At 69.6% G+C, this 25470-nt stretch carries 22 protein-coding genes and 1 pseudogene; 17 read left to right on the forward strand and 6 right to left on the reverse strand.

Annotated elements, in window-relative coordinates:
- The first annotated feature begins 18 nt into the window (after positions 1-18).
- The 7 genes from OG390_RS31415 to OG390_RS31445 all read left to right on the forward strand — a co-directional run bounded on the left by OG390_RS31415 (position 19) and on the right by OG390_RS31445 (position 9499).
- On the forward strand, positions 19-1326 hold the full coding sequence (locus OG390_RS31415) for an extracellular solute-binding protein (protein WP_406172771.1): 1308 nt from the start codon (positions 19-21) through the stop codon (positions 1324-1326).
- 62 nt (positions 1327-1388) lie between these two features.
- Positions 1389-2366 carry a carbohydrate ABC transporter permease gene (locus OG390_RS31420; protein WP_406172772.1) on the forward strand — a complete coding sequence of 326 codons (978 nt, stop codon included), beginning with the start codon at positions 1389-1391 and terminating at the stop codon, positions 2364-2366.
- Positions 2363-3223, forward strand: coding sequence for a carbohydrate ABC transporter permease (locus OG390_RS31425; protein ID WP_406172773.1), 861 nt, complete (start codon positions 2363-2365; stop codon positions 3221-3223). Before OG390_RS31420 ends, OG390_RS31425 begins: the two co-directional genes overlap by 4 nt.
- Positions 3224-3255: 32 nt before the next feature.
- On the forward strand, positions 3256-5484 hold the full coding sequence (locus OG390_RS31430) for a glycoside hydrolase family 3 N-terminal domain-containing protein (protein WP_406172774.1): 2229 nt from the start codon (positions 3256-3258) through the stop codon (positions 5482-5484).
- Between the two features lie 339 nt (positions 5485-5823).
- Positions 5824-6873 carry a LacI family DNA-binding transcriptional regulator gene (locus OG390_RS31435; RefSeq protein ID WP_406172775.1) on the forward strand — a complete coding sequence of 350 codons (1050 nt, stop codon included), beginning with the start codon at positions 5824-5826 and terminating at the stop codon, positions 6871-6873.
- Positions 6874-6984: 111 nt separating this feature from the next.
- A complete protein-coding gene (locus OG390_RS31440) occupies positions 6985-8346 on the forward strand; it encodes an endo-1,4-beta-xylanase (RefSeq protein WP_406172776.1) in 1362 nt (453 codons plus the stop codon).
- An 85-nt stretch (positions 8347-8431) separates the two neighbouring features.
- Entirely contained in the window at positions 8432-9499 is a 1068-nt protein-coding gene (locus tag OG390_RS31445; protein WP_406172777.1) for an LCP family protein, read from the forward strand.
- Positions 9500-9569: 70 nt separating this feature from the next.
- Here OG390_RS31445 and OG390_RS31450 read toward each other — a convergent pair whose 3' ends face one another.
- A complete protein-coding gene (locus OG390_RS31450; protein ID WP_406172778.1) occupies positions 9570-10952 on the reverse strand; it encodes a hypothetical protein in 1383 nt (460 codons plus the stop codon).
- Positions 10953-11241: 289 nt separating this feature from the next.
- Here OG390_RS31450 and OG390_RS31455 point away from each other — a divergent pair.
- Together OG390_RS31455 and OG390_RS31460 are read left to right on the forward strand one after the other, a co-directional pair.
- Positions 11242-11718: pseudogene (locus OG390_RS31455) on the forward strand (RNA polymerase subunit sigma-24); the annotation flags it as partial.
- A gap of 225 nt (positions 11719-11943) precedes the next feature.
- Complete coding sequence (locus OG390_RS31460; RefSeq protein WP_406172779.1) at positions 11944-12285, forward strand: hypothetical protein; 342 nt, start codon at positions 11944-11946, stop codon at positions 12283-12285.
- On the opposite strand, the gene OG390_RS31465 is transcribed toward OG390_RS31460, so the two are convergent.
- On the reverse strand, positions 12263-13462 hold the full coding sequence (locus OG390_RS31465) for a THUMP-like domain-containing protein (RefSeq protein WP_406172780.1): 1200 nt from the start codon (positions 13460-13462) through the stop codon (positions 12263-12265). The two genes, OG390_RS31460 and OG390_RS31465, sit on opposite strands and share 23 nt — an antisense overlap.
- Before the next feature lie 91 nt (positions 13463-13553).
- On the opposite strand from OG390_RS31465, the gene OG390_RS31470 reads away from it, so the two are divergent.
- The 4 genes from OG390_RS31470 to groL all read left to right on the forward strand — a co-directional run bounded on the left by OG390_RS31470 (position 13554) and on the right by groL (position 17608).
- Positions 13554-14546 carry a polysaccharide deacetylase family protein gene (locus OG390_RS31470; protein WP_406172781.1) on the forward strand — a complete coding sequence of 331 codons (993 nt, stop codon included), beginning with the start codon at positions 13554-13556 and terminating at the stop codon, positions 14544-14546.
- Positions 14543-15334: a polysaccharide deacetylase family protein gene (locus OG390_RS31475; RefSeq protein ID WP_406172782.1), complete on the forward strand. Its 792-nt coding sequence runs from the start codon at positions 14543-14545 to the stop codon at positions 15332-15334. Before OG390_RS31470 ends, OG390_RS31475 begins: the two co-directional genes overlap by 4 nt.
- Before the next feature lie 225 nt (positions 15335-15559).
- On the forward strand, positions 15560-15868 hold the full coding sequence (gene groES / locus OG390_RS31480) for a co-chaperone GroES (protein ID WP_077796719.1): 309 nt from the start codon (positions 15560-15562) through the stop codon (positions 15866-15868).
- Positions 15869-15979: 111 nt separating this feature from the next.
- Positions 15980-17608 (forward strand): chaperonin GroEL, encoded by a 1629-nt coding sequence (groL, locus tag OG390_RS31485; RefSeq protein ID WP_406172783.1) that lies wholly within the window; start codon positions 15980-15982, stop codon positions 17606-17608.
- A gap of 295 nt (positions 17609-17903) precedes the next feature.
- Here the strand turns inward: groL and OG390_RS31490 are convergent, their stop codons facing one another.
- The 3 genes from OG390_RS31490 to OG390_RS31500 all read right to left on the reverse strand — a co-directional run bounded on the left by OG390_RS31490 (position 17904) and on the right by OG390_RS31500 (position 20288).
- Entirely contained in the window at positions 17904-18611 is a 708-nt protein-coding gene (locus tag OG390_RS31490; RefSeq protein WP_406172784.1) for an ester cyclase, read from the reverse strand.
- A gap of 131 nt (positions 18612-18742) precedes the next feature.
- Positions 18743-19516: an SDR family NAD(P)-dependent oxidoreductase gene (locus OG390_RS31495; protein ID WP_406172785.1), complete on the reverse strand. Its 774-nt coding sequence runs from the start codon at positions 19514-19516 to the stop codon at positions 18743-18745.
- A 103-nt stretch (positions 19517-19619) separates the two neighbouring features.
- Positions 19620-20288 carry an MOSC domain-containing protein gene (locus OG390_RS31500; protein WP_406172786.1) on the reverse strand — a complete coding sequence of 223 codons (669 nt, stop codon included), beginning with the start codon at positions 20286-20288 and terminating at the stop codon, positions 19620-19622.
- Positions 20289-20367: 79 nt separating this feature from the next.
- On the opposite strand from OG390_RS31500, the gene OG390_RS31505 reads away from it, so the two are divergent.
- A complete protein-coding gene (locus OG390_RS31505) occupies positions 20368-21264 on the forward strand; it encodes a LysR family transcriptional regulator (protein ID WP_406172787.1) in 897 nt (298 codons plus the stop codon).
- 139 nt (positions 21265-21403) lie between these two features.
- Here OG390_RS31505 and OG390_RS31510 read toward each other — a convergent pair whose 3' ends face one another.
- Positions 21404-21733, reverse strand: coding sequence for a WhiB family transcriptional regulator (locus OG390_RS31510; RefSeq protein WP_189190278.1), 330 nt, complete (start codon positions 21731-21733; stop codon positions 21404-21406).
- A 389-nt stretch (positions 21734-22122) separates the two neighbouring features.
- Between OG390_RS31510 and OG390_RS31515 the strand changes: the two genes are divergently transcribed.
- From OG390_RS31515 to guaB, 3 genes are all read left to right on the forward strand, one after another.
- Positions 22123-22734 carry a response regulator transcription factor gene (locus OG390_RS31515; RefSeq protein WP_003948568.1) on the forward strand — a complete coding sequence of 204 codons (612 nt, stop codon included), beginning with the start codon at positions 22123-22125 and terminating at the stop codon, positions 22732-22734.
- Between the two features lie 268 nt (positions 22735-23002).
- The gene (locus OG390_RS31520) at positions 23003-23578 is read left to right on the forward strand and encodes a sigma-70 family RNA polymerase sigma factor (RefSeq protein ID WP_060901477.1); all 576 of its coding nucleotides are present in this window, start codon (positions 23003-23005) and stop codon (positions 23576-23578) included.
- 346 nt (positions 23579-23924) lie between these two features.
- Positions 23925-25433: an IMP dehydrogenase gene (gene guaB / locus OG390_RS31525; protein ID WP_406172788.1), complete on the forward strand. Its 1509-nt coding sequence runs from the start codon at positions 23925-23927 to the stop codon at positions 25431-25433.
- The last annotated feature ends 37 nt before the right edge of the window (positions 25434-25470 follow it).

Raw genomic sequence — 25470 nt, forward strand, 5'->3', positions numbered from 1 at the left:
TCTTCCGGAAGGTGCGCGATGCGAGCGTTGGGCAACACCTACACCCCCCTCAACCGCCGGAGGTTCCTGGCGGCCACTGCGGCGACCGGACTGGGCGCGGCCGCCCTGAGCGCCTGCGGCTCGTCCGACGGCGGGAGCAGCTCGGGCAAGACCACCATCGAGTGGTGGAACATCACCACGACCCAGCCCGCGAAGAAGCTGTGGGCCCAGCGCGCCAAGGAGTTCGAGGCCGCGAACCCGGACGTGAAGATCAAGGTCGTCACGATGGAGAACGAGGCCTACAAGTCGAAGATGACCGCGCAGATCGCCTCGGGCAAGCTGCCGGACATCTTCCACACCTGGGGCGGCGGCGTCCTCAAGCGGCAGCTCGACGCAGGCCTGGTCGAGGACCTGACGGGCAAGGTCCCCTGGACCGCCGACTACGTGCCCGCCTCGATGGCGGCCTACAAGTACGACGACAAGTTGTACGCAGTCCCCTTCGACATCGGCGCGGTCGGCTTCTGGTACAACAAGGCGCTCTTCAAGAAGGCCGGCATCACCACGCCGCCCACCACCTGGTCGGGCTACCTCGACGCGATCCAGGCCCTCAAGAAGGCGGGCATCACACCCATCGCCCTGGCCGGCAAGGAGAAGTGGCCCGGCATGTACTACTGGGCGTACCTCTCGATGCGCGTCGCCGGTCTCGAAGCGATGCAGAAGGCCTCCGACGACGCCGACTTCACCGGCGACGACTTCGTCAAGGCGGGCCAGCACCTCAAGGACCTCGTCGCACTGCAGCCCTTCCAGAAGGGATTCCTCGGCGGGGCCTACTCCGACCCCAACGGCGAGGCGGCCCTGATGGGCAACGGCAAGGCGGCCATGGAGCTGATGGGCCAGTGGGCGCCGATCGTCGAGGCCGACTCCGGCAAGGGCATCGGCAAGGACCTCGGCTTCTTCTCCTTCCCGGCCGTCGAGGGCGGAAAGGGCGCGCTCACCGAGGTGTTCGGCGGGGGCGGCGGTCACGCGCTGCGCAAGGACGCGCCGAAGGAGGCGCTGGACTTCCTGAAGTTCTTCGCCGAGAAGGAGTTCACGGAGAAACTCATCAAGCAGACCGGCCTGATACCGGTGTCCAAGGCCACGCTCGGCGCGCTCACCGACCCCAACCTCATCGCCGTCTCCGGGATGCTGAACAAGGCCACCGGCTTCCAGCTCTACCTCGACCAGGCGTACGCCCCCGCCGTCGGCCAGGAGATCAACGACAGCGTCGCCGCCCTCATCGCGGGCTCCAAGTCGCCCGAGCAGGTGACGCGTTCGGTCACCCAGGTCGCCAAGAGCGAGAAGAGCTAGCGCCGCCGATGACCCACTCGACTTCGACCTCCGCGACCTCTTCAGGGGGGCCGGCGCCGTACGTGACCGAGGTCGGCAAGTACACCGACCCGGACCTCGCCGCCCCCGGCCCGGCGCGCCGCAGGTCGCCGCTGCGCCGGCTGAACGACTGGCTGTCGGCCGTCGTGTTCACGGTCCCCGCCCTCATCCTGTTCGGCCTGCTCGTGCTGGTGCCGATGGGCTACGCGATCTACGTCAGCTTCTTCAACTGGGGCGGTTTCGGCTCGCCCTCGGACAGCATCGGCCTCGACAACTACACGCGACTCTTCAAGGACCCCGTGTTCATCGGGGACTTGGGGCGCGGCGCGCTGCTGATCGGCTTCTCCATCGTCGTGCAGCTGCCGTTCGCCCTCGTCATGGCCGTGCTGCTCAACCAGAAGCTGCGCGGCCGGGCCGTGTACCGGATGCTGTTCTTCGCCCCGTACATCCTGTCCGAGGTCATCACCGGCGTGCTGTTCAGCATGATCTTCGCGCCGGGTGAGGGGCTCGCCGACAAGGTCCTCGACAAGGTCGGGCTCGGCGGGCTGGGCGGCGACTGGTTCGCCGGTCAGCACAGCGTGATGCCCACCCTCTTCATCGTCATGACGTGGAAGTACTTCGGCTTCCACATGATGCTCTACCTGGCGGGCCTTCAGGGCATTCCGGCGGAACTGCAGGAGGCGGCGCGCATCGACGGCGCCGGCACCTGGCAGCGGTTCTGGCACATCACGCTGCCGCTGCTCGCGCCGACCCTCCGGATCAGCGCCTTCCTCTCCGTCGTCTACTCCATCCAGCTCTTCGACCTGGTCTGGGTCATCACCACAGGCGGCCCCGACCACGCCTCCGAGACCATGGCGATCAGCATGGTCCAGTACGGCTTCAAGCGCTATCAGATGGGCTACGCCAGCGCCATCAGCGTCGTGATGTTCCTGATCAGCCTGGTCTTCGCGCTCGCCTACCAGCGCTTCGTGCTGCGCCGGGACACCGAAGGAGCCATCACCAACATGCGAGGAAACCGATGAGCGCCACGACGGAGCTGCAAAAGAGCGCACGGCGGCGCCGGCGGCTGCGCAGCCTGCCCGTGTACGTGACGCTCTGGGTGGTCGGCGTCTTCATGGTCACCCCGCTCCTCTACGCCCTGATCTCCGGCTTCAAGTCCACCGACCAGCTCTCCTCCAACCCGTTCGGGCTGCCCTCGCCGTGGGTGACCTCGAACTACACCTCGCTGCTCGGCTCGGGCTCCTTCTGGCGGGCCATCGGCAGCAGCACGGTGATCGCGGTGGGCGCCACCCTGCTGACGGTGGCGACGGCGGCCCTGGCGGCGTTCGCGCTCGCCCGGTTCTCCTTCCGCGGGCGTGAGTTGATGTTCACCCTGTTCACGATGGGGCTGATGTTCCCGTTCGCGGTCGCGATCCTGCCGCTGTTCATTCTGCTGCGCACCTTCGGACTGCTGGACAACCCGTGGGGCGTGATCCTGCCCGAGGCGGCCTTCGGACTGCCGGTGACGATCATCATCCTGCGCGGCTTCTTCCGGGAGATCCCGGCGGAGTTGGAGGAGGCGGCCACCCTCGACGGCTGCACCCGCTTCGGGTTCTTCTGGCGCATCCTGCTGCCGCTGGCCCGGCCCGCGCTCGGCACGGTCTCCGTCCTCGCCATCGTGGGCAGCTGGAACCAGTTCCTGCTGCCGCTGCTCGTCTTCAGCGAACCCGCCTGGTGGACCATCCCGGTCGGCATCCAGCAGTTCCAGGGCCAGTACTCCGCCGACGTGGCCCGCATCTTCGCCTACCTGGTGCTCGCCATGGTGCCCGCCCTCGCCTTCTACGCGGTCGCCGAGCGGCAGCTGATCGGCGGCATCACACTCGGCGCGACCAAGGGCTGACGGCCGAACACCCCATAACTGTGAGGAGTTACATGACCCACCCCTGGCAGGACCCCGCTCTGCCCGCCGCCGTCCGCGCAGCCGACCTGCTCACCCGTATGACCACCCAGGAGAAGATCGCCCAGCTCTACAGCGTCTGGCCCGGCTCGAACGAGACGCCGGGCGGGGACATGGCGCCGCTTCAGCACGCCCTGTCCGAGGACATCGACCTGGCGGAGCTTCTGCCCAACGGGCTGGGCCAGTTGACCCGCCCCTTCGGTACCGCGCCCGTCGACCCGGCCGAGGGCGCGGCGCGGCTCGCCTCCCTCCAGGAACGCATCCGCTCCGCGAACCGCTTCGGACTGCCGGCCCTCGCGCACGAGGAGTGCCTCACCGGGCTCACCGCCTGGCAGGCGACGATCTTCCCGACCCCGCTCGCCTGGGGCGCGAGCTTCGACCCCGCCCTGGTCAAGGAGATGGCGTCGTCGATCGGCGCCACCATGCGGTCCGTCGGCATCCACCAGGGGCTGGCCCCCGTCCTCGATGTCGTACGGGACGCACGCTGGGGCCGTACGGAGGAGGCGATCGGCGAGGACCCCTACCTCGTGGCGACCGTCGGCACCGCCTACGTCCAGGGGCTGGAGTCGGCGGGCGTCGTCGCCACGCTCAAGCACTTCGCCGGGTACTCGGCCTCGCGCGGCGCCCGCAACCACGCGCCCGCGTCGATCGGCCCGCGCGAACTGGCCGATGTCATCCTGCCGCCGTTCGAAATGGCCCTGCGGGAGGGCGGCGCGCGGTCGGTGATGGCGGCGTACAACGACGTCGACGGGCTGCCCGCACACGCGCACCACCAACTGCTCACCCAACTTCTGCGCGAGGAATGGCAGTTCACCGGCACAGTCGTCGCCGACTACTTCGGGGTGACCCTCCTGGAGTCGGCGCAAGGGCTCACCGACTCCCCGGCGGGGGCGGCGGCAATCGCGCTCGCGGCGGGCGTGGACGTGGAGCTGCCCGCCGTACGGTGCTACGGATCGGGGCCGCTCGACGAGGAGCTGGTGGACCGGGCCGCGCTGCGCGTGCTGACGCAGAAGTGCGAACTGGGGCTGCTCGACCCCGACTGGGCGCCCCCCGCCGCCGAGGACACGGTCGACTTCGACCCGCCCCATATGCGGGACCTGGCACGGCAGTTGGCTCAGGAGTCGGTCGTCCTGTTGGCCAACGACAACGGCCTGCTGCCGCTCGCGCCCGAAGTGCGGCGCATCGCCGTCCTCGGCCCGCTCGCCGACGACCCGGCGGCCATGCTCGGCTGCTACACCTTCCCCCGCCATGTCCTCCTCGACCACCCCGACGTCCCGATGGGCGTCGCCGTACCGACGCTGCTCGACGCGCTGCGCGCGGAGCTGCCGGACGCCGAGTTCGGGGACGACCCGGCGGCGGCCGATGTGTGCGTGGTCGCGGTCGGCGACCGGTCCGGACTGTTCGGGCGTGGCACCTCGGGGGAGGGCTGCGACGCGGCGGACCTCGAACTGCCCGAGGGTCAGGGCGAGTTGGTGGAGAAGGCGCTGGCCGCCGGGACGCCCGTCGTGCTGGTCGTGTTCTCCGGGCGGCCGTACGCGCTCGGGCGCTGGGCCGACCGGGCCGCGGCGCTGGTGCAGGCGTTCTTCCCCGGCCAGGACGGCGGCACCGCGGTCGCGGGCCTCCTGTCCGGGCGGGTCAACCCGTCGGGGCGGCTCCCGGTCAGCGTGCCGCGCGAGCCCGCCGGGCAGCCGTACACCTATCTCGCCCCGCCCCTCGGACAGGTCAGCGGGGCGAGCAACCTCGACCCGACACCGCTGTACCCCTTCGGGCACGGGCTGTCCTACTCGACGTTCGACTGGCAGGCGGCGTCCGTCGACGCCGAGTCCGTCCCGACCGACGGCGAGACGGCGCTGCGGGTGACGGTCCGCAACACCGGGGAGCGGGCCGGAACGGAGGTCGTCCAGCTGTATCTGCACGACCCGGTCGGCAAGGTGGCGCGACCAGTGGTCCGCCTGGTCGGGTACACGCGGGTGCCGCTCGAAGCGGGCGCGTCGGCGGAGGTCCACTTCACGTTCCCGGCGGACCTGGCCGGGTACACCGGGCCGAACGGCGACCGGATCGTCGAACCCGGCGCCCTGGAACTGCGGCTCGCGTCCTCCAGCGCCGAGACCGGCATACGGCATGTGGTGCCGGTGACGCTGACGGGGGAGGAGCGGGTGCTCGGCGTGGAACGGCGGATGCGGTGCGAGGTGCGGGTGAAGTGAGGTGACCTAGCCTCGTACTTCGCAGGTCACCCGATCGTGAAGATCAAGCGGTCATAGCCGATTGCTTGTCGATCGGAACCGTAGTGGCGAGAGCCGTGCCGGTCCGGATCGGTCGAGATCGGAGGCCCGGAGGTCGCTACGGCGAACCTTCTCGGCGACCTGCGAAGTGCGGGCCTAGCTGCCACCAGGGGCGGGGGCACCTCCCGCCTTTCCGGGGTAGGTGCCCTCGGTCCGTACCCATATTTCTGCACGAGTTTCCGGACGATCTCCGAATGTTCCGGGAAATCCCGGTCTCGGAGAGAATCCGTCATGACCATGCGCAGGGATACCATCCCGCTCATGAATCCTGCGAAGCCCGTGGAGTCCCGGCCGGCGGCGAGGTCCACCCAGACGGCGACGCTCGCCGAGATCGCCCGCGAGGCAGGCGTATCGGCTCCGACTGTTTCGAAGGTCCTCAACGGCCGCGCCGATGTGGCCCCGGCGACCCGCACCCGTGTCGAGGAGCTGCTGCGCGCGTACGGCTACCGGCGCCGCCGGGCCGAGGCGACCCGTTCGCCCCTCATCGACCTGGTCTTCCACGAGTTGGAGAGCGCCTGGGCGATGGAGGTCATCCGGGGCGTCGAGAACGTCGCCCGGGACGAGGGGCTGAGCGTGGTCCTCTCCGAGAGCGCGGGCCGGCTGACCCCCGGCCGCACCTGGGCCGACCAGGTCGCCGCGCGCCGCCCGTACGGCGTGATCCTCGTGCTGTCCGGGCTCGACGAGTCCGGACGGGCACTGCTGACCAGCAGGTCCATCCCGTTCGTGGTGATGGACCCGGCCGGCGACCCCGGCGACGACGTGCCGTCCATCGGCGCCACCAACTGGCACGGCGGGCTGGCCGCGACGCGCCATCTCGTCGAGCTGGGCCACACCCGGATCGGTGCGATCAGCGGGCCCTCGCGGATGATGTGCAGCCGAGCCAGGGTCGACGGCTATCGCGCCGCGCTGGAGACGGCGGGACTGCCGGTCGACCCGGCGCTGATCCGGCCGGGGAACTTCCACCACGACAGTGGGTATCGAGCGGGACTCGAGCTGCTCCGGCTGCCCGGCCGGCCCACCGCCGTGTTCGCGGGCAACGACCTGCAGGCGCTCGGCCTGTACGAGGCCGCGCGCGAGCTGGGGCTGCGTATCCCGGAGGACCTGAGCGTCGTCGGGTTCGACGATCTGCCGGTGGCGCGCTGGGTCGGGCCGCCGCTGACGACCGTACGGCAGCCGCTGACGGAGATGGCGGAGGCTGCGGCGAAGCTGGTGCTCGAACTGGGGCGGGCACAAGGGGCGTCGGCGGCAACCCGACTGGAGTTGGCGACGACTCTGGTGGTGCGCAGCAGTACGGGGGCCCCTGCCGCGTGAGCCCTGGGGCGACGGTGGCGCGAAGTTGACGTATTGACGGGTGAGGCATCCCGCTCCACACTCCTCCGAAGTCAATCGGTTGTACGACCGAAACTTTCGGAGGCACCCGCAATGAGAACCTCCAGAACCTGGTTACGTTCGCGCCTGACCGCCCTGCTCGCGGGCGCTGCGGCCGTGGGCACCCTGCTCGCGGTCGGTACGACGGCCCACGCCGCCGACATCCCCCTTCGCGACCTCGCCGCCGCCAAGGGCGAGGTCATCGGGACCGCCGTGACCGGCTCCAAGCTCACCGGCACGTACGGCGACATCGCCGGGGCCCAGTTCAACTCGCTGACCCCGGGCAACGCCATGAAGTGGGGCTCCGTCGAGCCCACCCGGGGCAGCTTCAACTGGGCCGAGGCCGACCGGATCGTCGCCTTCGCGCAGGCCCACAACCAGCAGGTGCGCGGTCACACCCTGGTCTGGCACAGCCAGAACCCGAGCTGGCTGACCAACGGAACCTGGACGACCGCCGAGCTGAGCGGCCTGCTCGAGGACCACATCACCACCGAGGTCACCCGCTACAAGGGCAAGCTGGCGGCCTGGGACGTGGTGAACGAGCCCTTCAACGAGGACGGCAGCTACCGCTCCACCCTCTGGTACAACGGCCTCGGCGCCGACTACATCGCCCAGGCGCTGACCTGGGCCCACGCGGCGGACCCGAGCGCCAAGCTCTACATCAACGACTACAACGTCGAGGGCGTCAACGCGAAGAGCACCGCCCTGTACAGCCTGGTCAAGTCGCTGAAGGACCGCGGTGTCCCCATCGACGGCGTCGGCCTCCAGGCCCATCTGATCCTCGGCCAGGTCCCGGCCACACTCCAGCAGAACATCCAGCGCTTCGCCGACCTCGGCGTCGACGTCGCGATCACCGAGCTGGACATTCGTATGCAACTCCCGTCGGACAGCGCGAAGCTGACGCAGCAGGCGGCCGACTACAAGGCCGTCTTCGACGCGTGCGTGGCCGTGTCCAGGTGCTACGGCGTCACAGTCTGGGGCTTCACCGACTCCGACTCCTGGATCCCGGACGTCTTCTCGGGTTACGGCGCGGCGACACCGTACGACGAGAACTACGCGCCGAAACCGGCGTACTCCGCGATCGCGACCTCGCTCGGGGGTACGCCGACGCCTCCTCCCACGGGCGGATGCGCGGCGACGTACGGGATCAGCAGTCAATGGAACACGGGGTTCACCGGGCAGGTGACGATCGCCTGCTCGGGGGCGGCGCTCTCCTCCTGGAAGGTGAGCTGGACGTACGGCGCGGGTCAGCGGATCACCCAGGCCTGGAACGCCACCTGCAGCCAGTCCGGAACCGCGGTGACGTGCGTCAACTCCTCCTACAACGGAACGGTTGCGGACGGCGGATCGGTGACGTTCGGGTTCAACGCGTCGTGGAGTGGGAGCAATCCGGTGCCCACGGTCACGCTGGGCTGAGGTCTGCCTGAGAAGTCTGAGATTTTCCGAAGGAAACCCGAGAAGAGGTTCCTGCTCGTAATAATTCGGACTTACGTTCCTCCGCGTGACTTCTGAAGACGAGCACGAGGACGGCAACGAGGACGCCGCGAGACGCGGTGGCCGACGTCGAGGCCTGCTGAAGGCCGCCGGCATCGCGCTCGCCGGCGTCCTCGTACTCTCCGCCGCGGGGGCGAGCTGGGCCTACTGGCAGCTGAACCACAACATCAAGAGCGTCGACATCAACAGCGCGCTGGGCGACGACCGCCCGGCGCGGGTCGTGTCGACCCCGTCGGTGTCCGCCTCCGCCGCTGCCACACCGCTGCCGAGCGGTGCCCTGAACATCCTGGTCCTCGGATCCGACTCCCGCAGCGGCAAGGCGAACGCGAGGCTCGGCGGTGGCAGCAGTTCCGGTGCCCGCTCGGACACGGCGATGGTCGTCCACATCGACGAGGGCCGTACGACGGCGACCGTGGTGAGCATTCCCCGGGACACCCTGGTGACCCGCCCTTCGTGTCCGACGTCGTCGGGCGGCACGACCTCGGTGGCGTACCACGCGATGTTCAACAGCGCGTACTCGGTGGGCGGCCCGGTCTGCGCGGTCAAGACGGTCGAGTCCCTGACCGACGTCCGTATGGACCACTACATCGAGATCGACTTCTCCGGCTTCGCGGACCTCGTCGACGCGCTCGGCGGCGTCACCGTCACGACGGACGAGGACATCGACGACGACAAGAGCCACCTGCACCTCACGGCCGGCGAACACCACCTCGACGGCACGAAGGCGCTGGCGCTGGCCCGCACTCGTCATGGTGTGGGCGACGGCAGCGACCTGGGGCGCATAGGCCTGCAACAGAAGCTGGTGAAGGCCCTGTTGCAGCAGATCGCGTCGACCGATCTGCTCACCGACCCGACCAAGCTCTACAAGGTCGCGAACGCGGTCACGGGCAGTCTGACGACGGACACGGGTCTCGACTCGCTGGGTGAGCTGATGAAGCTCGGCCAGAGCCTGAAGGGACTGTCGTCCGAGGACGTCAAGACGGCGATGATGCCCGTCGTGACGGCTCCGTCGGACCACAATCGGGTGGTGGCGAACGAGCCGGAGGCGAGCGAGCTGTGGGCGTCGCTGAAGTGAGCCGGGACGGCATCGGCGGTGCGGGGGCGGGCGGCGGCGGGGCGGGTCCCGCCGCCGCCCGCCGAGACGGTCAACTCCGCGGTGCGAACACCGCGGTGTACCCCTTGGGCAGCTGCCCGTCCGCGTAGCTGGAGTCGTCGAACATCGCGACGTCACCGCCGATCTGCGCCGGGATCAGCGTGCCCTTGGCGAGCGGCGTGGCCTTGCCGCTGCTGAGCGAGATGCTCGCCGGGGTCTCGGTGACCGCGCCGACACTGTCGGCCTTCGTGGCGAAGCCGTACGCCGTGCCGGTGCTGTCTACGGAGAGCAGCGGGATGCGATTGCGCTCCGAGCTCGCCCCGTAGCAGTACCCCTTCTTGGCCTTGAGATCGAAGGCGACGACGTCGTTGATGAGGTAGTCGCCGCCGGTGGAGATCCGGTACGGGTTCTTGTTCTGCGTGTCGTTGCCGTCGTAGCGGTTCTCGCAGGTGACGGAGGACTCCAACGCGCCGGTTCCGGCATCCTGGACGGTCCAGAGGCTCTCCCCCGTCGCCGTACGCCGGGTGGCGAGGGCCTTCCCGCCCGCGTGCAGCCTGGCGATCGCCTTGGCGTCCCCGCTCGCCTCACTCGCGCCGGAGGGCCGGTCGTTCTCGCTGTACCAGCCACCGCCATCGGTACCGGACAGCCAGTACGTGTAGACGCCGTTCACCAGCGGACCGTGCGGCGTGGCGGCCACGAACTCGGGGTCGACGTCGCAGTCCGCGAAGCCGTCGCGGCAGCCCTTGGCTTCGGCGGGCGCCTTGAGCTTGGCGTCCGGGTACGTAGTCACGGCACCGGACACCACATCGACGGCGCCGGCGTCCCGCGCGGTCGAGAGCACCATGACTCCGTCGTCCTGCATCTGCCCCAGGCCCGTGGCTCCCAGGACCTGCGCGTTCGCCACCGGTGCCACCGCGTCGCCGGACGATTCGACGGCGTACGCGGCCGTGCGGGCCACGTCCGTGCCCTTGTTCACGCCGTCGTCGCCGGTCGAACCGTACGCGTTGAGGACCGCGTACGCCTTCCCCTTCTCGCTGGTGACCGAGAGCGCGGCGGAGTTGATCCCGCCGTCCTTCGGCTTCGGCAGTTTCCACGGCTTGCCGCTCCAGCGCACCGCGCCGGTCTTCAGGTCGCGCGCCACGACGGTGGCGGTGTTCGCGTCGGTGTCCTGTCGCACGAACAGCACGACGTCACCGCCCGGCGTCACGACCGGCGACGTCAGCCCCTCTGACGCCTTGACGGCCCAGGCCCTGGTCGCGTCGAATCCGGCAGGAACCTTCAACTCGGGTACGGCCGCAGCCTTCCCACCGCCGCCCGCGCCCCCCGTGCCTTCAGCGCCGTTGCCGGACCCGCCCGACGAGCCGCAGCCGCTGAGCACCGCCGCGGCAGCCAGCCCCGTCACGGCGACCCCCGTCGCCCTGCCGCGCCTGCGCATGAATGGTCCTCTCCCTTGCCGACATGATGATCAAGGGGGAGTCTGTCACCCCAACTCCCGGGGGCGAGTTGCCATTTCGTGGATCACGTCGGTTCGGCACAGGACCGTTACCACCACCTGTCCCTGCCCAGGAGAGTGCCGGCGCGGGGGAGGTCGACAGGCCCGGCGAACGATCCGCGGCCGTTCGTTCCGGGTGTGGGCGAGGAAGCGCCGGCCACGGTGGGTGGCGAGCAACCCGTCGACGACGGCCCTCAGTTGCTGCCGCACGTCCTAGCTAGCCCTCGCTGAGCTCCTCCCATCGGACCAGAACCGCCGCCGCTGGAACCGCCTGCTGATCCGCCGGGGCTTCGCCGCGCTGGGCCGCGCCAACGCCGTCGGCACGGGCGCCCCCGGCCCGTACGCCCTCCAGGCGGCCATCGCCGCGTGCCACGCGCAGGCGTACGCGTACGAGGACACGGACTGGGGCCGGATCGCCACCTTGTACGGCCTGCTGGCGGCCCGCTCTCCGTCCCCCGTGGTCGAGCTGAACCGCGCCGTCGCCGTCTCGATGGCGCAGGGCCCGGAGCCCGCGCTCACCATCGTCGACAGCCTCGCCGGCGAACCCGCGCTCCGCGACTACCACTTGCTGCCCAGCGTCCGGGGGGACCTGCTCGCCCGGCTGGGGAGGACGGCGGAGGCGCGAGCGGAGTTCGAGCGGGCGGCCTCGCTGGCGCGGAACGAGCGCGAACGCGCGCTGCTGCTCTCCCGGGCCCGGGAGAGCGGCTGACTCGCCGCGCGGCGGTCCCGTACGGAGCCCTCTCGTAACTCTGTTTCCCTGGGTTACTTCAGGAACTACAGTGACCCGGCTGCCATGACGCGGCTGTGAGTCTCTGGGGGAGAGGCGTCGGTCCGGCGAGTGAGCGGCAATTCCGACGTTTCTGATCCATGGGGGGTCAATTTGAGCATGCCGCACTCGCCTACACGAACACCTGGCGTGGCGGCGGGTGCGGCGATGAACGTCTTCGGACCCGTCCTGTCGATCTCGCGCGACACCCTGTCGAGCGAGGCCAAGAGCTGTCTGCTGCCGGAGTCCGCGAGCACGCAGTTCGTGGTCGGCTTCGGCGGCAGCGGGTCGATCGCGGCGGGCGCGCTGGACACGGCGGGCAGCTCGATCAGCGCGAGCAGCAGCCAGTTCGTGTACCACCCGTACTGCAACGGCCTGGAGCCCACGAGTGCGCAGCGGAGCACCTGCACGCTCCGCACGAACGGCGGTCATGCCGCAACGGTCGTGAGGTCGGGCCCGGTCGGCGCCGAGCCGAACCCGGCACCCCTCAAGACGGTCCACCACCAGTAGACGGTGTCGCGGGTGCCCCCACCAGCATGGTCGGGGCACCCGCCACCCGTGTGAGGAACACCGTCGCGGATCCGGGACCGTGCGCCTTGGGCAGGGCCTTGCGCCGCAGCTCCTCCGGCTCCACGGCCGACCCGCGCTTCTTCACCGTCAGGACGCCGACCTCCCGCTCCCGCAGCAGCGCCTTCAACTTCTTCACGCTGAAGTGGAGTTGATCGGTGATCTCGTATGCGGTGGCGTACGGCGTCGGGCGCAGCTCGTCCGCCGTGACGTACGCGATGGTCTCGTCGATCAAGCCGCCGTCGAGCTCCTCGGCCACCTCCGCGACCAGATGGGCGCGGATGACGGCGCCGTCGGGCTCGTACAAGTAGCGTCCCGGCGGCCGGACTCGGGGGTTCGGGAGACCGCGGCCGCGCAGCTCGCGGGGTCCCGGCAGCAGCGTGGCCCGCACCAGACCGGGTTCCGTGCCGAACCACAGCACGGCCTCCTTCACATCCCCGCCGTCCGAGATCCACTCGGCCTCCGCCTCGGCGGGGACCGCCTCGTGGGGGATGCCGGGGGCGATCTTCAGCGCGGCGAGCGGCGCCTTCAGGGCCGTCCCGACCGCCCAGGACAGCGGGGGCGAGTAAGCCTCCGGGTCGAAGATCCGGCCACGGCCGCCCCGCCGGGCCGGGTCCACGAAGACCGCGTCGTACTGCGCGGTGTCCACCTCCGTGACATCCGCCTCGCGCACCTCGATGAGGCCGGCGAGACCGAGCGCGTCGGCGTTCGCGCGGGCGACCTCCGTCGTCAGCGGGTCGCGGTCGACGGCGAGGACCCGGATCCCGGCGCGGGCGAGCGCGATCGCGTCGCCGCCGATGCCGCAGCAGAGGTCGGCGACGGAACGAATGCCCAGCGCCCGGAACCGCTCCGCGCGGTAGGTCGCCACGCTGGTCCGCGTCGACTGCTCCACCCCGTGCGGGGTGAAGAACATCCGCTCCGCGTCCTCGGCCCCGAACTTCGCCGCCGCCCGCTGCCGAAGCCGCGCCTGCCCGAGGGCCGCCGAGACCAGCTCGGCCGGGTGCTCGCGGCGCAGCCGGGTGGCGACGGCCAGCTCCTGCGCCGGTTCGGTGCCGCGCACCTCGTCGAGCAGGGCGCGGCCCTCGGGGGTGAGCAGGGAGGCGAAGGAGACGTCGTTCACCGGCCCATTGTGGGCCAGTCGGTGGACGCTGCGCGTTCCGGCGGCGGTGTCGGGGCCCCGTGCGGGGCATGACCTGCGAGGATCCGGCGCCATGCGACCTGTACGACAAAAGTATAAAAATGCGGCGAATGGGATGGGGCTTCGCGGAGGATTCGGCGCCCGCGGGAGTGCCGAATCCGGCAAGGGGGCCTGTACCCGCGGTGGAGTCGGTTCCCGCGGTGTGGTCGCCGTGCTCGCCCTCACCGCCCTCGTCTCCGGCTGCTCCGACGGTCACGGCGTGCGGCCGGCCCCCGGTCAGCAGGCGATGAAGGCGCCCCCCGCCCGTGCCCTCTACTCGTACGCCGCCAAGCTCCGCGTCGCGCAGGCCCAACGGGCCGCCGCGGCCAAACGCTGGGGACTGGCCAGGACGCCGCTGACGGCCCCGCCGGCGCCCGTCAAGAAGCCGGTGATCAGGGCCCGCGACGGGTTCGAGGTCGACGACCAGGAGGAGCTGGACCTGCCCCCGGTCTTCACCACCGTCCCCACCAAGGACAAGGTCGTCTTCCTCACCATCGACGACGGCGAGGAGAAGGACCCGAAGTTCCTGCGGATGATGAGCGATCTGAAGATCCCGTACACCGCCTTCCTCAGCAACTACCTGATCAAGGACGACTACCAGTACTTCCGGAAGATGCGCGACCGGGGCGTGACGCTGAACAACCACACGCTCCACCACCCCTACCTGCCCGGACTCTCGTACGCGGAACAGAAGGACGAGATCTGCGGCATGCAGGCCATCATGAAGCGGCAGTTCGGCAAGCGCCCCACGGTCTTCCGGCCCCCGTACGGCAACTACAACCAGGACACCCTGCGCGCCGCCAAGTCCTGCGGCATCAAGTACGCGCCCATCTGGGACGAGGAGGTCTTCGTCGACCACTGGGAGTACCGCGAGTGGGACCAGGACCTGCACCCCGGCGACATCGTCCTCACCCACTTCCGCGGCCGGAACGACTGGAAGGGCACGATGCCCGACATGGTCCGCCGCTTCATGAGGAAGGTGACGGACGAGGGATACGCGGTGGCCCGCCTGGAGGACTACCTGTGAGGGTGCGGGGACTGGTCGCCGGGCTGCTCGCCGCCGCTCTCCTGAGCGGCTGCGCGCAGTCCGTCGACCCGATCGAGCGGCTGGGCAAGAAAGCGGCGCAGAAGGTACGGCCACGCGAGTCGGCGTACCGCCGCTGGGGGCTCGCCGCCCCGCTCGCCAGGGCGCCGAGACCGCCCGTCCGGACCACCGCCCGCACCGCGGGTCCGGGCCTGCCGCCCGTCGTGGACCACGTCCCCACCCGCGACAAGGTGGTCTTCCTGACATACGACGACGGCGTCGAGCGCGATCCGCGGTTCGTCGACATGGTCCGTGAACTGCGGCTGCCGGTCAGCATGTTCCTCACGGACAGCGTCGTCGGGCCGGGGTACGGGCACTTCGCCCAGCTGCGCGCGGTCGGCGCCAGCGTGCAGAACCACACCCTCGACCACGCCTCCCTGCGCGGCCTGCCGTATGTCGGTCAGCGCGCCGAGATCTGCGGCCAGCAGGTCAAGCTCAAACAGCGCTTCGGCATCCGGCCCCGGCTGCTGCGGCCCCCGTACGGCAGGTACGACCGCACGACGTTGCGCGCGGCGGGGGACTGCGGGGTCGCTGCGGTCGTACTGTGGCGGGCGTCGATGAGGGCGGAAGGGCTGCGGTGCGCGGAGGGGGACCGGCTGCGACCCGGCGACATCGTCCTCGCCCGTCCGCAGGACACGGACGGCGTCACGCTCAGCGAGTCGACGACCCGGTTGCTGCGTCGCGTCCAGGCGCAGGGATTCACGGTGGCCCGTCTCGAGGACTACCTCTGACGGCGTCCGCATCCACCCGGTGCGACCAGAAACATCGCGGCGCGCCGGAGGCTTCTGGCACTCCGCTTGACCGAGTGCTAATCGCGGTCATAGTCTCAGGTCTGGCACTCCCCCCTGGAGAGTGCCAGTAGCGACGGGCAGGTCCGGCACCCGCGACGACGGATCGACCTGGTCGCCACCTCAGACAGTTAACCCCGTGAGATCTCCGAAGGGGGAGGTCGGATCGTGACGACCGCCAGCTCCAAGGTTGCCATCAAGCCGCTCGAGGACCGCATTGTGGTCCAGCCGCTCGACGCCGAGCAGACCACGGCCTCTGGCCTGGTCATCCCGGACACCGCGAAGGAGAAGCCCCAGGAGGGCGTCGTCCTCGCCGTGGGTCCGGGCCGCTTCGAGGACGGTAACCGTCTTCCGCTCGACGTCACTGTCGGCGACGTCGTGCTCTACAGCAAATACGGCGGCACCGAGGTGAAGTACAACGGCGAGGAGTACCTCGTCCTCTCGGCTCGCGACGTGCTCGCGATCATCGAGAAGTAATTCACCCCGTTTTGCAGTGAACTGCGCCCCTGGCCCCCGCGACCTTCAAAAGCCGGGCGCTGGGGGCGCAGTTCGTTTCTCCCAAAGTTTCCGAGAGGGCTGAATCGCTCCATGGCGAAGATCCTGAAGTTCGACGAGGACGCCCGTCGCGCCCTTGAGCGCGGCGTCAACAAGCTTGCCGACACGGTGAAGGTGACGATCGGCCCCAAGGGCCGCAACGTCGTCATCGACAAGAAGTTCGGCGCTCCCACCATCACCAACGACGGTGTCACCATCGCCCGCGAGGTCGAGGTCGAGGACCCGTACGAGAACCTCGGTGCCCAGCTGGTGAAGGAGGTGGCGACCAAGACCAACGACATCGCGGGTGACGGTACGACCACCGCCACCGTGCTCGCCCAGGCGCTCGTGCGCGAGGGCCTGAGGAACGTCGCCGCGGGTGCCTCCCCGGCGCTGCTGAAGAAGGGCATCGACGCGGCGGTCAAGGCCGTCTCCGACGAGCTCCTCGCCACCGCGCGCCCGATCGACGAGAAGTCCGACATCGCCGCCGTCGCCGGTCTGTCCGCCCAGGACCCGCAGGTCGGCGAGCTCATCGCCGAAGCGATGGACAAGGTCGGCAAGGACGGTGTCATCACCGTCGAGGAGTCCAACACCTTCGGTCTGGAGCTGGACTTCACCGAGGGCATGGCCTTCGACAAGGGCTACCTGTCGCCGTACTTCGTGACGGACCAGGAGCGCATGGAGGCGGTCCTCGAGGACCCGTACATCCTCATCCACCAGGGCAAGATCAGCTCCATCCAGGACCTGCTGCCGCTGCTGGAGAAGGTCATCCAGTCCAACGCCTCCAAGCCGCTGCTGATCATCGCCGAGGACGTCGAGGGCGAGGCCCTGTCGACCCTGGTCGTGAACAAGATCCGTGGCACCTTCAACGCCGTTGCCGTGAAGGCTCCCGGCTTCGGTGACCGCCGCAAGGCCATGCTCGGCGACATCGCCACCCTCACCGGTGGTCAGGTCATCGCCGAGGAGGTCGGCCTCAAGCTCGACCAGGTCGGCCTGGACGTGCTCGGCAGCGCCCGCCGGGTGACCGTCACCAAGGACGACACCACCATCGTCGACGGTGCCGGCAGTTCCGACGAGGTCGTCGGCCGCGTCAACCAGATCAAGGCCGAGATCGAGAACACCGACTCCGACTGGGACCGCGAGAAGCTCCAGGAGCGCCTTGCGAAGCTGGCCGGCGGCGTGTGCGTGATCAAGGTCGGCGCCGCCACCGAGGTGGAGCTGAAGGAGAAGAAGCACCGTCTGGAGGACGCCATCTCCGCGACCCGCGCCGCGGTCGAGGAGGGCATCGTCTCCGGTGGTGGCTCCGCGCTCGTCCACGCCGTGAAGGTCCTCGAGGGCAACCTCGGCAAGACCGGCGACGAGGCCACGGGTGTCGCGGTGGTCCGCCGTGCCGCCGTCGAGCCGCTGCGCTGGATCGCCGAGAACGCCGGCCTGGAGGGTTACGTCATCACCTCCAAGGTCGCCGAGCTCGACAAGGGCCAGGGCTTCAACGCCGCCACCGGCGAGTACGGCGACCTGGTCAAGGCCGGCGTCATCGACCCGGTCAAGGTCACCCGCTCCGCCCTGGAGAACGCCGCCTCCATCGCCTCCCTGCTCCTCACGACCGAGACCCTGGTCGTCGAGAAGCCGGCCGAGGAGGAGGCCGACGCCGGTCACGGCCACGGCCACGGGCACTCCCACTGAGGCACCGCTTCATGAAGAAGCCCTCGTTCCCGGTGTGGGAACGGGGGCTTCTCCCTTGAGTGCTGGTGCCGCGTCGGCCAAGGTTCGCCCCGTCGCGACGCCCGGCACGTTCCCCCACTGCCTCAAGGGCGTGGGAGGTGCCCCCACTCGCCGCACCGGCCGAAAGCCCAAGTACGTCCAGTACGAGGACTTCCGGCCGGCACTCCCCCAGCCTTCGGCCGGGGGGACCCCCAGAGCACGCACCGGACGCCGCTCCTCAACGGGCAAACCCTGGCTGACGCGGCACTAGGCCGCACTAGGCCTCCAGCGCGTCGAGCGCGCCGAGTTGGGCCATCAGCCCGAGCCGGTCGTACTGCCACCAGCCCTCGACGATCTTCCCGCCCTCCTCGCAGCGGAAGACGGTCGTGCCGGTCATGGTGACCTGCTGCCCGGTCGCGGGTATCCCCATGAAGTCGCCATTGTGGGTGCCGTTCCAGGTCCACCGCGTGCAGACGCGATCGCCCTGGGCGATCTGATCGTCGACCGTGAAGGCGAAGTCGAACCCGCCGCGCCACATACCGATCTCGCGCCGCATCGCGTCGAGTCCGATGGTGTCCTGCTCGTTGGCGGGATCGTGGTCGTGGTAGTCCTCCACCATCAGCGCGTTGAGCGGCGGCAGCTCACCCTTGGTGGCCACCGTTTCGAAGAAACTGCGGATGTTGGCCGCGTAGAGCTGCTCGTCGCGGACCACGTCCAGGTCCGTGAACGTCGGCATCTCGTCGCAGAGCGCCACCATCTCCTGGAAGATCCTGTCCGTCTCGGGAAGGTTCGAGTTCCGCATCGCCTCTTCGTACGAGGGGAACTCCACGATCTCTATGAAGTGGGTGGCGTCGGACCGGTCCTTGGCGATCATGCTGTGCGTCGCGGTCCGCTTGCCCTTGGTCTGTTCGACCCATGTGTCCATCAGCTGGTTCATCTCGTCGAACCGGCTGGTCTTGCAGTCGATGAGCTGTACGAATGTCATGGCGCCGCCTCCGGCCCCCTGGGTCCGGTTGAACACCCTCATCTTCCCACCGGAGGGGCGACACCACCTACCTCATGTGTACTTCACACCGGCTCTCACCGGGGGCGTACTTCCGCCTTCAACTTCCGTTGTCACTGCGGTCCGTACTTCCGGCCCGTCTTCGACGAGATCCCGCCGAGCAGCGCCCGCGGCGTCACCTTCACCAACCCCATCAGCGCCTTGTAGCGCGGATCCGGGATGGACAGCGACTTGCCGCGGGCCAGGTCCGCGAGCGCCGCCGCGACCAGCTTGTCCGCGTCCAGCCACATCCAGTTCGGGATGTTGTCCGTGCCCATCCCGGCCCGTTCGTGGAACTCGGTGCGTACGAAACCGGGGGCCAGCGCCATCAGCCGTACGCCGCTGCCCGCCAGATCCCTCGCCGCGCCCTGCGTGAACTGCACGACCCACGCCTTGGACGCGCCGTACGTACCCCGCGGCACGAAGGCGGCCACCGACGCGACATTGACGACCCCGCCCCGGCCGCGCTCCCGCATCGCCTCGGTCGCCGCCGACGTCAGCCGGAGCACTGCCTCGCAGTGCACCTTGAGCATCTTCAGCTCGTCGGCCATCGGTACGTCGAGATAGCGTCCCTTGTTGCCGAAGCCCGCGTTGTTGACCAGCAGGTCGACCGGGTTCTTGCGGTCGCCGAGGCGGGTGGCCACCGCCTCGATGCCGTCGTCGGTCGCCAGGTCCGCCATCAGCACCTCCGCCTCGATGCCGTGCCGGTCGTGCAGTTCGGTGGCCTGCTCGGCCAGCCGCTTCGTATCGCGTGCCACCAGCACGAGGTTGTGCCCGTCAGCCGCCAGACGCCGCGCGAAGGCGGCGCCGATGCCCGCGGTCGATCCCGTAATCAGAGCCGTTGTCATGGCGCAAGATTAGTGACCTGACCAGGCGCCCGGCGCCCGGCGCCCCCGCCATCCAACGCACAGCCTTGCTCCACGAGTTCCGCGCACGGCCGTCGGCCGGGGCCTACCCGCCGTACTTCGCCACGTACTTCCTCGCCTTCTCCAGCGACTCCGGGTGCAGTGCCTCGGCCGCCGCCAACAGCCGTGGCAGCAGGGCCCGTTCGGTCGTGATGGCGCGGAACTGGAGAGCGACCGTGACATCGTGGTCCGGCCGGTGCACGATCTCGATCGGGTCGCCGGAGCGGATCTCGCCGGGCTCGATCACCCGCAGATACGCGCCGGGCGCGCCCTTCTCGGTGAATCGCTTGACCCAGCCCTTCTCGCCGAGGTGTCCCTGGAAGGTGCGGCAGGGGATGCGCCCGCAGGTGACCTCCAGGACGACCTCGGAGCCGATCCGCCAGCGCTCGCCGATCCGCGCGCCGGACACGTCGATCCCCTCCGTGGTGAGGTTCTCGCCGAACACGCCGTTCGGCAGGGTCCGGCCGAGTTCGCGCTCCCACTCGTCGAGGTCCCCGCGCGCGACCGCGTACACGGCCTGCTCGTCCCCGCCGTGATGACGCGTGTCGCACACCGCGTCCCCGGCGAGACCGCTAGCGCCGACCCCCTTCGGTCCCGGCGCGGTCACCCGAACGGGCCCCTCGACCGGCTGTTTGTCGATGCCGGTCACGCCCTCCGGCTGGTCCGTGTACTCGACGGCCCGCGCACGGCCCAGGTTCAGGGAAAGAAGCTTCATACCGCCACGCTAGGCGACAACATTCAAAGCGGCTACGCAATATTCGCCGTCGCCCCCAAGTAACGCTTATGCTCGGAGGGTGATCGAGGCCCGTCATCTCCGTGTTCTGCGCGCCGTCGCCGCCACCGGCTCCTTCTCGGCGGCCGGGCGCGAGCTGGGCTGCACCCAGCCCGCTGTCAGCCAGCAGATGAAGGCGCTGGAGTCGTCCGTCGGCACGCCCCTGCTGATCCGCACCGGCCGCGAGATGCGCCTGACGCAGGCGGGCCAGGCTCTGGTCCGGCATGCGGCGGGCATCCTCTCCGGACTGACGGCCGCCGAGGAGGAGGTCGCCGCGATCGCGGGCCTGCGCGCCGGCCGGGTCCGGCTCGTCTCCTTTCCCAGCGGCAGCTCCACGCTCGTCCCGACGGCCCTCGCCGCGCTGCGGGCCGCCCACCCCGGTACCCGCGTCTCCCTGGAGGAGGCCGAACCGCCGGAATCCGTGGAAAAGCTCCGCGGCGGCGACTGCGACATCGCGCTGGCATTCCGGTACGAGGGCGCGGTAGGCGTCGAGGAGTGGGACGACCTGGTCGTACGGCCGCTGCTGACGGACCGGCTCGTCGCGCTCGTGCCCGAGCGGCACCGCCTCGCCCGCGCCGAGTCGGTCGCGATCGGTGAGTTCGCCGGGGAGTCGTGGATCGCGGGCTGCCCGCGCTGTCGCGGACAACTGGTCGAGGTCTGCCGCAGTGCCGGTTTCGAGCCCCGCATCGACTTCGCCACCGACGACTACCCGGCCGTGGTCGGCCTCGTCGGCGCGGGTCTCGGGGTGGCCGTCCTTCCGGAGCTCGCCATCGAGTCCGTACGACCCAAGGGGGCGCGCACAGTGACGGTGGAGCCACCGGTGCGACGGGAGATCGTCGCGCTCACCCTGCCGGATCTGGCGCAGGTGCCGGCGGTCGCGGCGACACTGGACCGGCTGGCGCGGGCCGCGGCGCGATAGCGAGGTACCGCTCGCTGTCCCCTGGGGCCCGGGAAGCGCCCCTGAAGTGGCTGTGGCCCGGGGAAGCGCCCCCGTTAGTAGCGAAAATAAGGGCACGCGCGTGCGTGCCCGTGTGCGCCCGAAGCGCAGAAACGTTCCTTCAGTTGTTCGAAGCGTGACCGCTTCCGGTGGTCGACGCCGAGACCAGCCGGTTGCGCGCCCGCCCCATGAGCTCTTCGCGCTCGTCCTCGGTCAGCCCGCCCCACACGCCGTACGGCTCTCTCACCGCCAGCGCGTGCGCCGCGCACTCCGCGCGTACCGGGCACCTCATGCAGACCTCCTTGGCCGAGTTCTCACGAGCGCTCCGTGCCGCACCGCGCTCGCCCTCCGGGTGGAAGAAGAGCGAGCTGTCGACCCCGCGGCAGGCCGCGAGGAGCTGCCAGTCCCAGAGATCCGCGTTCGGACCGGGAAGGCGGGAGAAATCTGCCATTGCGTGTCCCCTTGTTGCCGTTCTGGGCTGCTCTGTGCCCATCGACCGTACATCTACGATCTAAGGAGATGAAAATATGACTCATTGCGAATCTAGCCGCAGACACCAGCAAAGGGGAAGAAAACAGGCTAAATGGGGCATAGCTTGTGATGAAACATTGAGGGTCCGTCGTGCATGTCTGCACCGTGTCCGCGCCCTCACGTACAGTGCCGATGACGGCTGACTGCCCCGTAACTCTTTCGAGTGACCATCGTTGAGAGTGCGAGGCGGTTGAAGGAACAAGCGCTCGGGCAGGCGGCAGTATCCGTCGGCGAGTGTCGACCGCACAGGTGACGATTCGTACCAGCCTGGAGGCTCAAGGTGACGCGCATCAGCTGCGGAGGGCGGCCATGACATCCGTCCTCGTCTGCGACGACTCCCCGCTTGCCCGAGAGGCGCTCCGCCGCGCGGTCGCGACCGTGCCCGGCGTCGAGCGTGTGACGACGGCGGCCAACGGCGAGGAAGTCCTCCGCCGCTGGGGTGCCGACCGTTCGGACCTGATTCTGATGGACGTACGCATGCCCGGACTGGGCGGCGTGGAGACGGTCAGGCGGCTGCTGTCCGCCGACCCCGGTGCGCGCATCATCATGCTCACCGTCGCCGAGGACCTGGACGGCGTGGCGCTCGCCGTCGCGGCCGGTGCCCGCGGCTATCTGCACAAGGACGCCTCCCGCGCGGAGCTGCGGGCGACCGTGACGCAGGCGCTCGCCGACCCCACCTGGCGGCTCGCCCCGCGCAGACTGCGCTCGGCCGAGATGGGCGCAGCGCCCACGCTCACCGCGCGTGAGATTCAGGTCCTGGAGGGCATGAGCCACGGCCGCTCGAACGCGGAGATCGGCCGTGAGCTGTTCCTCTCCGAGGACACCGTCAAGACGCACGCCCGACGGCTGTTCAAGAAGCTCGGCGCCTCGGACCGAGCGCATGCTGTCGCGCTCGGATTCCGGTGGGGCCTGGTTCGCTAGGTGAGCCGCGTTGAGGGTATGACTGAAGTAGCCCCTGCCCGCCATCCGGCGGGTGGGGCCGGGCCCTCAGAGAGAGCCTCTTCGGTGCCCGATCCCCGTTTCCCGGCGGATGACGCATCCTTGAGGTGTGGAGTTCCTCGGGGACGAGTCGGGCGAGCGGAAGGGGAGGGCGCAGGAGATGAGTTCCGGCGCACCTGCTCATAACGCTTCGGTGCACAACTATGGACGCGGTGCCACGGATCGGACGACGCCGAGGCACCATGGACCGATGCGTGACGACGAGACGACGGTGATCGGTGCGCTCGTCCATCGCGCGGTCGACGGCGACGAGCAGGCCACACACGACCTGCTCGCCCATGTACACCCACTCGCGCTGCGCTACTGCCGCACTCGTCTGTCCCGACTTCCGGGTGACGCGCGGCACTTCGTGGAGGACCTGGCGCAGGAGGTCTGCGTCGCGGTGCTCCTCGCGCTGCCGCGCTACAAGGACACCGGGCGCCCCTTCGAAGCGTTCGTCTTCGCCATCGCCGCCCACAAGGTCGCCGACCTGCAGCGCGCCGCGATGCGTCACCCCGGCTCGACGGCCGTCCCCTCGGACGAGATGCCCGAGCGCCCGGACGACTCGTTGGGTCCCGAGGAGCGCGCCCTGCTCAGCAGCGACGCCGAGTGGGCCAAGAAACTCCTGGCCAACCTCCCCGAAAACCAGCGCGAGCTGCTCCTGCTGCGCATCGCGGTGGGCCTCACGGCCGAGGAGACCGGGCAGATGTTGGGAATGTCACCCGGGGCGGTCCGGGTGGCGCAGCACCGGGCGCTGAGCCGGCTGCGGGCGCTGGCGGAGCAGTAGCGGACCGCGCCGGGGCGGCGACCCTCTTTCCGCCGGGACGGCGGGTTTTTCCCGCCGCGACGGCGAAGAAGCGAGACGGCGCGGTCGGGCGGTGCCAAGCCCGGCTCAGCCGGGTCGGCTGGTTCCCTCCGACGCGTCGGCGGGGAGTCGGCCGACGAAGACCACCCCTCGCGGAGCGGCCCCAGCGGGGGCCGGGCGCCCCCGGGGATACGGGTCTGAACGGGGATGACCCCGACCCCGTACGAACATACGAAGCCGAAGCCCACCCTCAACCGTGGAATGAGAGAGCCATGCTTCCCGTTAGCATGGACATCCGCACCGATCAAGGCCATTTGGGGAAGGTGTCATGACTGCCAACGTCGACGGAGTGCCCGCCAAATTCGCGACACTCGGGCTGACCTACGACGACGTGCTGCTGCTGCCGGGCGCGTCGGACATGGCGCCCGACCAGATCGACACCGCCTCGTACATCTCGAAGCACGTACGGGTCAACATCCCGCTGCTGTCCGCCGCCATGGACAAGGTCACCGAGTCGCGCATGGCGATCGCGATGGCCCGCCAGGGCGGCGTCGGCGTACTGCACCGCAACCTGTCCATCGAGGGCCAGGCCAACCAGGTCGACCTGGTGAAGCGCTCCGAGTCCGGCATGGTCACCGACCCGATCACGGTGCACCCGGACGCGACGCTCGCCGAGGCCGACGCGATCTGCGCCAAGTTCCGCATCTCCGGCGTGCCGGTGACCGACGGCGGCGGAAAGCTGCTCGGCATCGTCACCAACCGTGACATGGCCTTCGAGACCGACCGCTCGCGCCAGGTGCGCGAGGTCATGACGCCGATGCCCCTGGTCACCGGCAAGGTCGGCATCTCGGGCAACGACGCGATGGAGCTGCTGCGCCGCCACAAGATCGAGAAGCTTCCGCTGGTCGACGACGCCGGTGTCCTCAAGGGCCTCATCACGGTCAAGGACTTCGTGAAGGCCGAGAAGTACCCGAACGCCGCCAAGGACGGCGAGGGCCGTCTCCTCGTCGGCGCGGCCGTCGGGGTGGCCGGTGACGCCTTCGAGCGCGCCCAGGCCCTGATCGAGGCGGGCGTCGACTTCATCGTCGTCGACACCGCGCACGGCCACTCCCGCCTGGTCGGCGACATGGTCGCCAAGATCAAGTCGAACTCCTCCGGTGTCGACGTCATCGGCGGCAACATCGCCACCCGTGACGGAGCGCAGGCGCTCATCGACGCGGGCGTCGACGGCATCAAGGTCGGCGTCGGTCCCGGCTCCATCTGTACGACCCGCGTGGTAGCCGGCATCGGCGTACCGCAGGTGACGGCCATCTACGAAGCGTCGCTCGCCGCCAAGGAGGCCGGTGTCCCGGTCATCGGCGACGGTGGCCTGCAGTACTCCGGTGACATCGCGAAGGCCCTGGTCGCGGGCGCCGACACGGTGATGCTCGGCTCGCTGCTCGCGGGCTGCGAGGAGTCTCCGGGCGAGCTGCTGTTCATCAACGGCAAGCAGTTCAAGTCGTACCGCGGCATGGGCTCCCTGGGCGCCATGCAGTCCCGTGGCGAGCAGCGTTCCTTCTCCAAGGACCGCTACTTCCAGGAGGGCGTCGCCTCCGACGAGAAGCTCGTGCCCGAGGGCATCGAGGGCCAGGTGCCCTACCGCGGTCCGCTCTCCGCGGTCGTCCACCAGCTGGTCGGCGGTCTGCGCCAGTCGATGTTCTACGTCGGCGGCCGTACCGTTCCGGAGCTGCAGGAGCGCGGCCGGTTCGTCCGGATCACCTCGGCGGGTCTCAAGGAGAGCCACCCGCACGACATCCAGATGACGGTCGAGGCGCCGAACTACAGCCGTAACAAGTAGTCGTACGGTGCCGTAAACGGCATCCACGCGCGCGTGC

Origin of the sequence: Streptomyces sp. NBC_00996 (assembly GCF_045162675.1) — a bacterium.
In the GTDB taxonomy this organism is placed as follows: domain Bacteria; phylum Actinomycetota; class Actinomycetes; order Streptomycetales; family Streptomycetaceae; genus Streptomyces.

Coding starts and splice junctions, on each gene's coding strand:
- OG390_RS31495 (WP_406172785.1), bottom strand. CDS start 19,516: ATGACAACGGCTCTGATTACGGGATCGACCGCGGGCATCGGCGCCGCC.
- OG390_RS31515 (WP_003948568.1), top strand. CDS start 22,123: ATGACATCCGTCCTCGTCTGCGACGACTCCCCGCTTGCCCGAGAGGCG.
- OG390_RS31490 (WP_406172784.1), bottom strand. CDS start 18,611: ATGACATTCGTACAGCTCATCGACTGCAAGACCAGCCGGTTCGACGAG.
- OG390_RS31435 (WP_406172775.1), top strand. CDS start 5,824: ATGAATCCTGCGAAGCCCGTGGAGTCCCGGCCGGCGGCGAGGTCCACC.
- OG390_RS31510 (WP_189190278.1), bottom strand. CDS start 21,733: ATGGCAGATTTCTCCCGCCTTCCCGGTCCGAACGCGGATCTCTGGGAC.
- OG390_RS31415 (WP_406172771.1), top strand. CDS start 19: ATGCGAGCGTTGGGCAACACCTACACCCCCCTCAACCGCCGGAGGTTC.
- groL (WP_406172783.1), top strand. CDS start 15,980: ATGGCGAAGATCCTGAAGTTCGACGAGGACGCCCGTCGCGCCCTTGAG.
- OG390_RS31430 (WP_406172774.1), top strand. CDS start 3,256: ATGACCCACCCCTGGCAGGACCCCGCTCTGCCCGCCGCCGTCCGCGCA.
- OG390_RS31460 (WP_406172779.1), top strand. CDS start 11,944: ATGAACGTCTTCGGACCCGTCCTGTCGATCTCGCGCGACACCCTGTCG.
- guaB (WP_406172788.1), top strand. CDS start 23,925: ATGACTGCCAACGTCGACGGAGTGCCCGCCAAATTCGCGACACTCGGG.
- OG390_RS31500 (WP_406172786.1), bottom strand. CDS start 20,288: ATGAAGCTTCTTTCCCTGAACCTGGGCCGTGCGCGGGCCGTCGAGTAC.
- OG390_RS31470 (WP_406172781.1), top strand. CDS start 13,554: ATGCGACCTGTACGACAAAAGTATAAAAATGCGGCGAATGGGATGGGG.
- OG390_RS31450 (WP_406172778.1), bottom strand. CDS start 10,952: ATGCGCAGGCGCGGCAGGGCGACGGGGGTCGCCGTGACGGGGCTGGCT.
- OG390_RS31425 (WP_406172773.1), top strand. CDS start 2,363: ATGAGCGCCACGACGGAGCTGCAAAAGAGCGCACGGCGGCGCCGGCGG.
- OG390_RS31520 (WP_060901477.1), top strand. CDS start 23,003: ATGCGTGACGACGAGACGACGGTGATCGGTGCGCTCGTCCATCGCGCG.
- OG390_RS31440 (WP_406172776.1), top strand. CDS start 6,985: ATGAGAACCTCCAGAACCTGGTTACGTTCGCGCCTGACCGCCCTGCTC.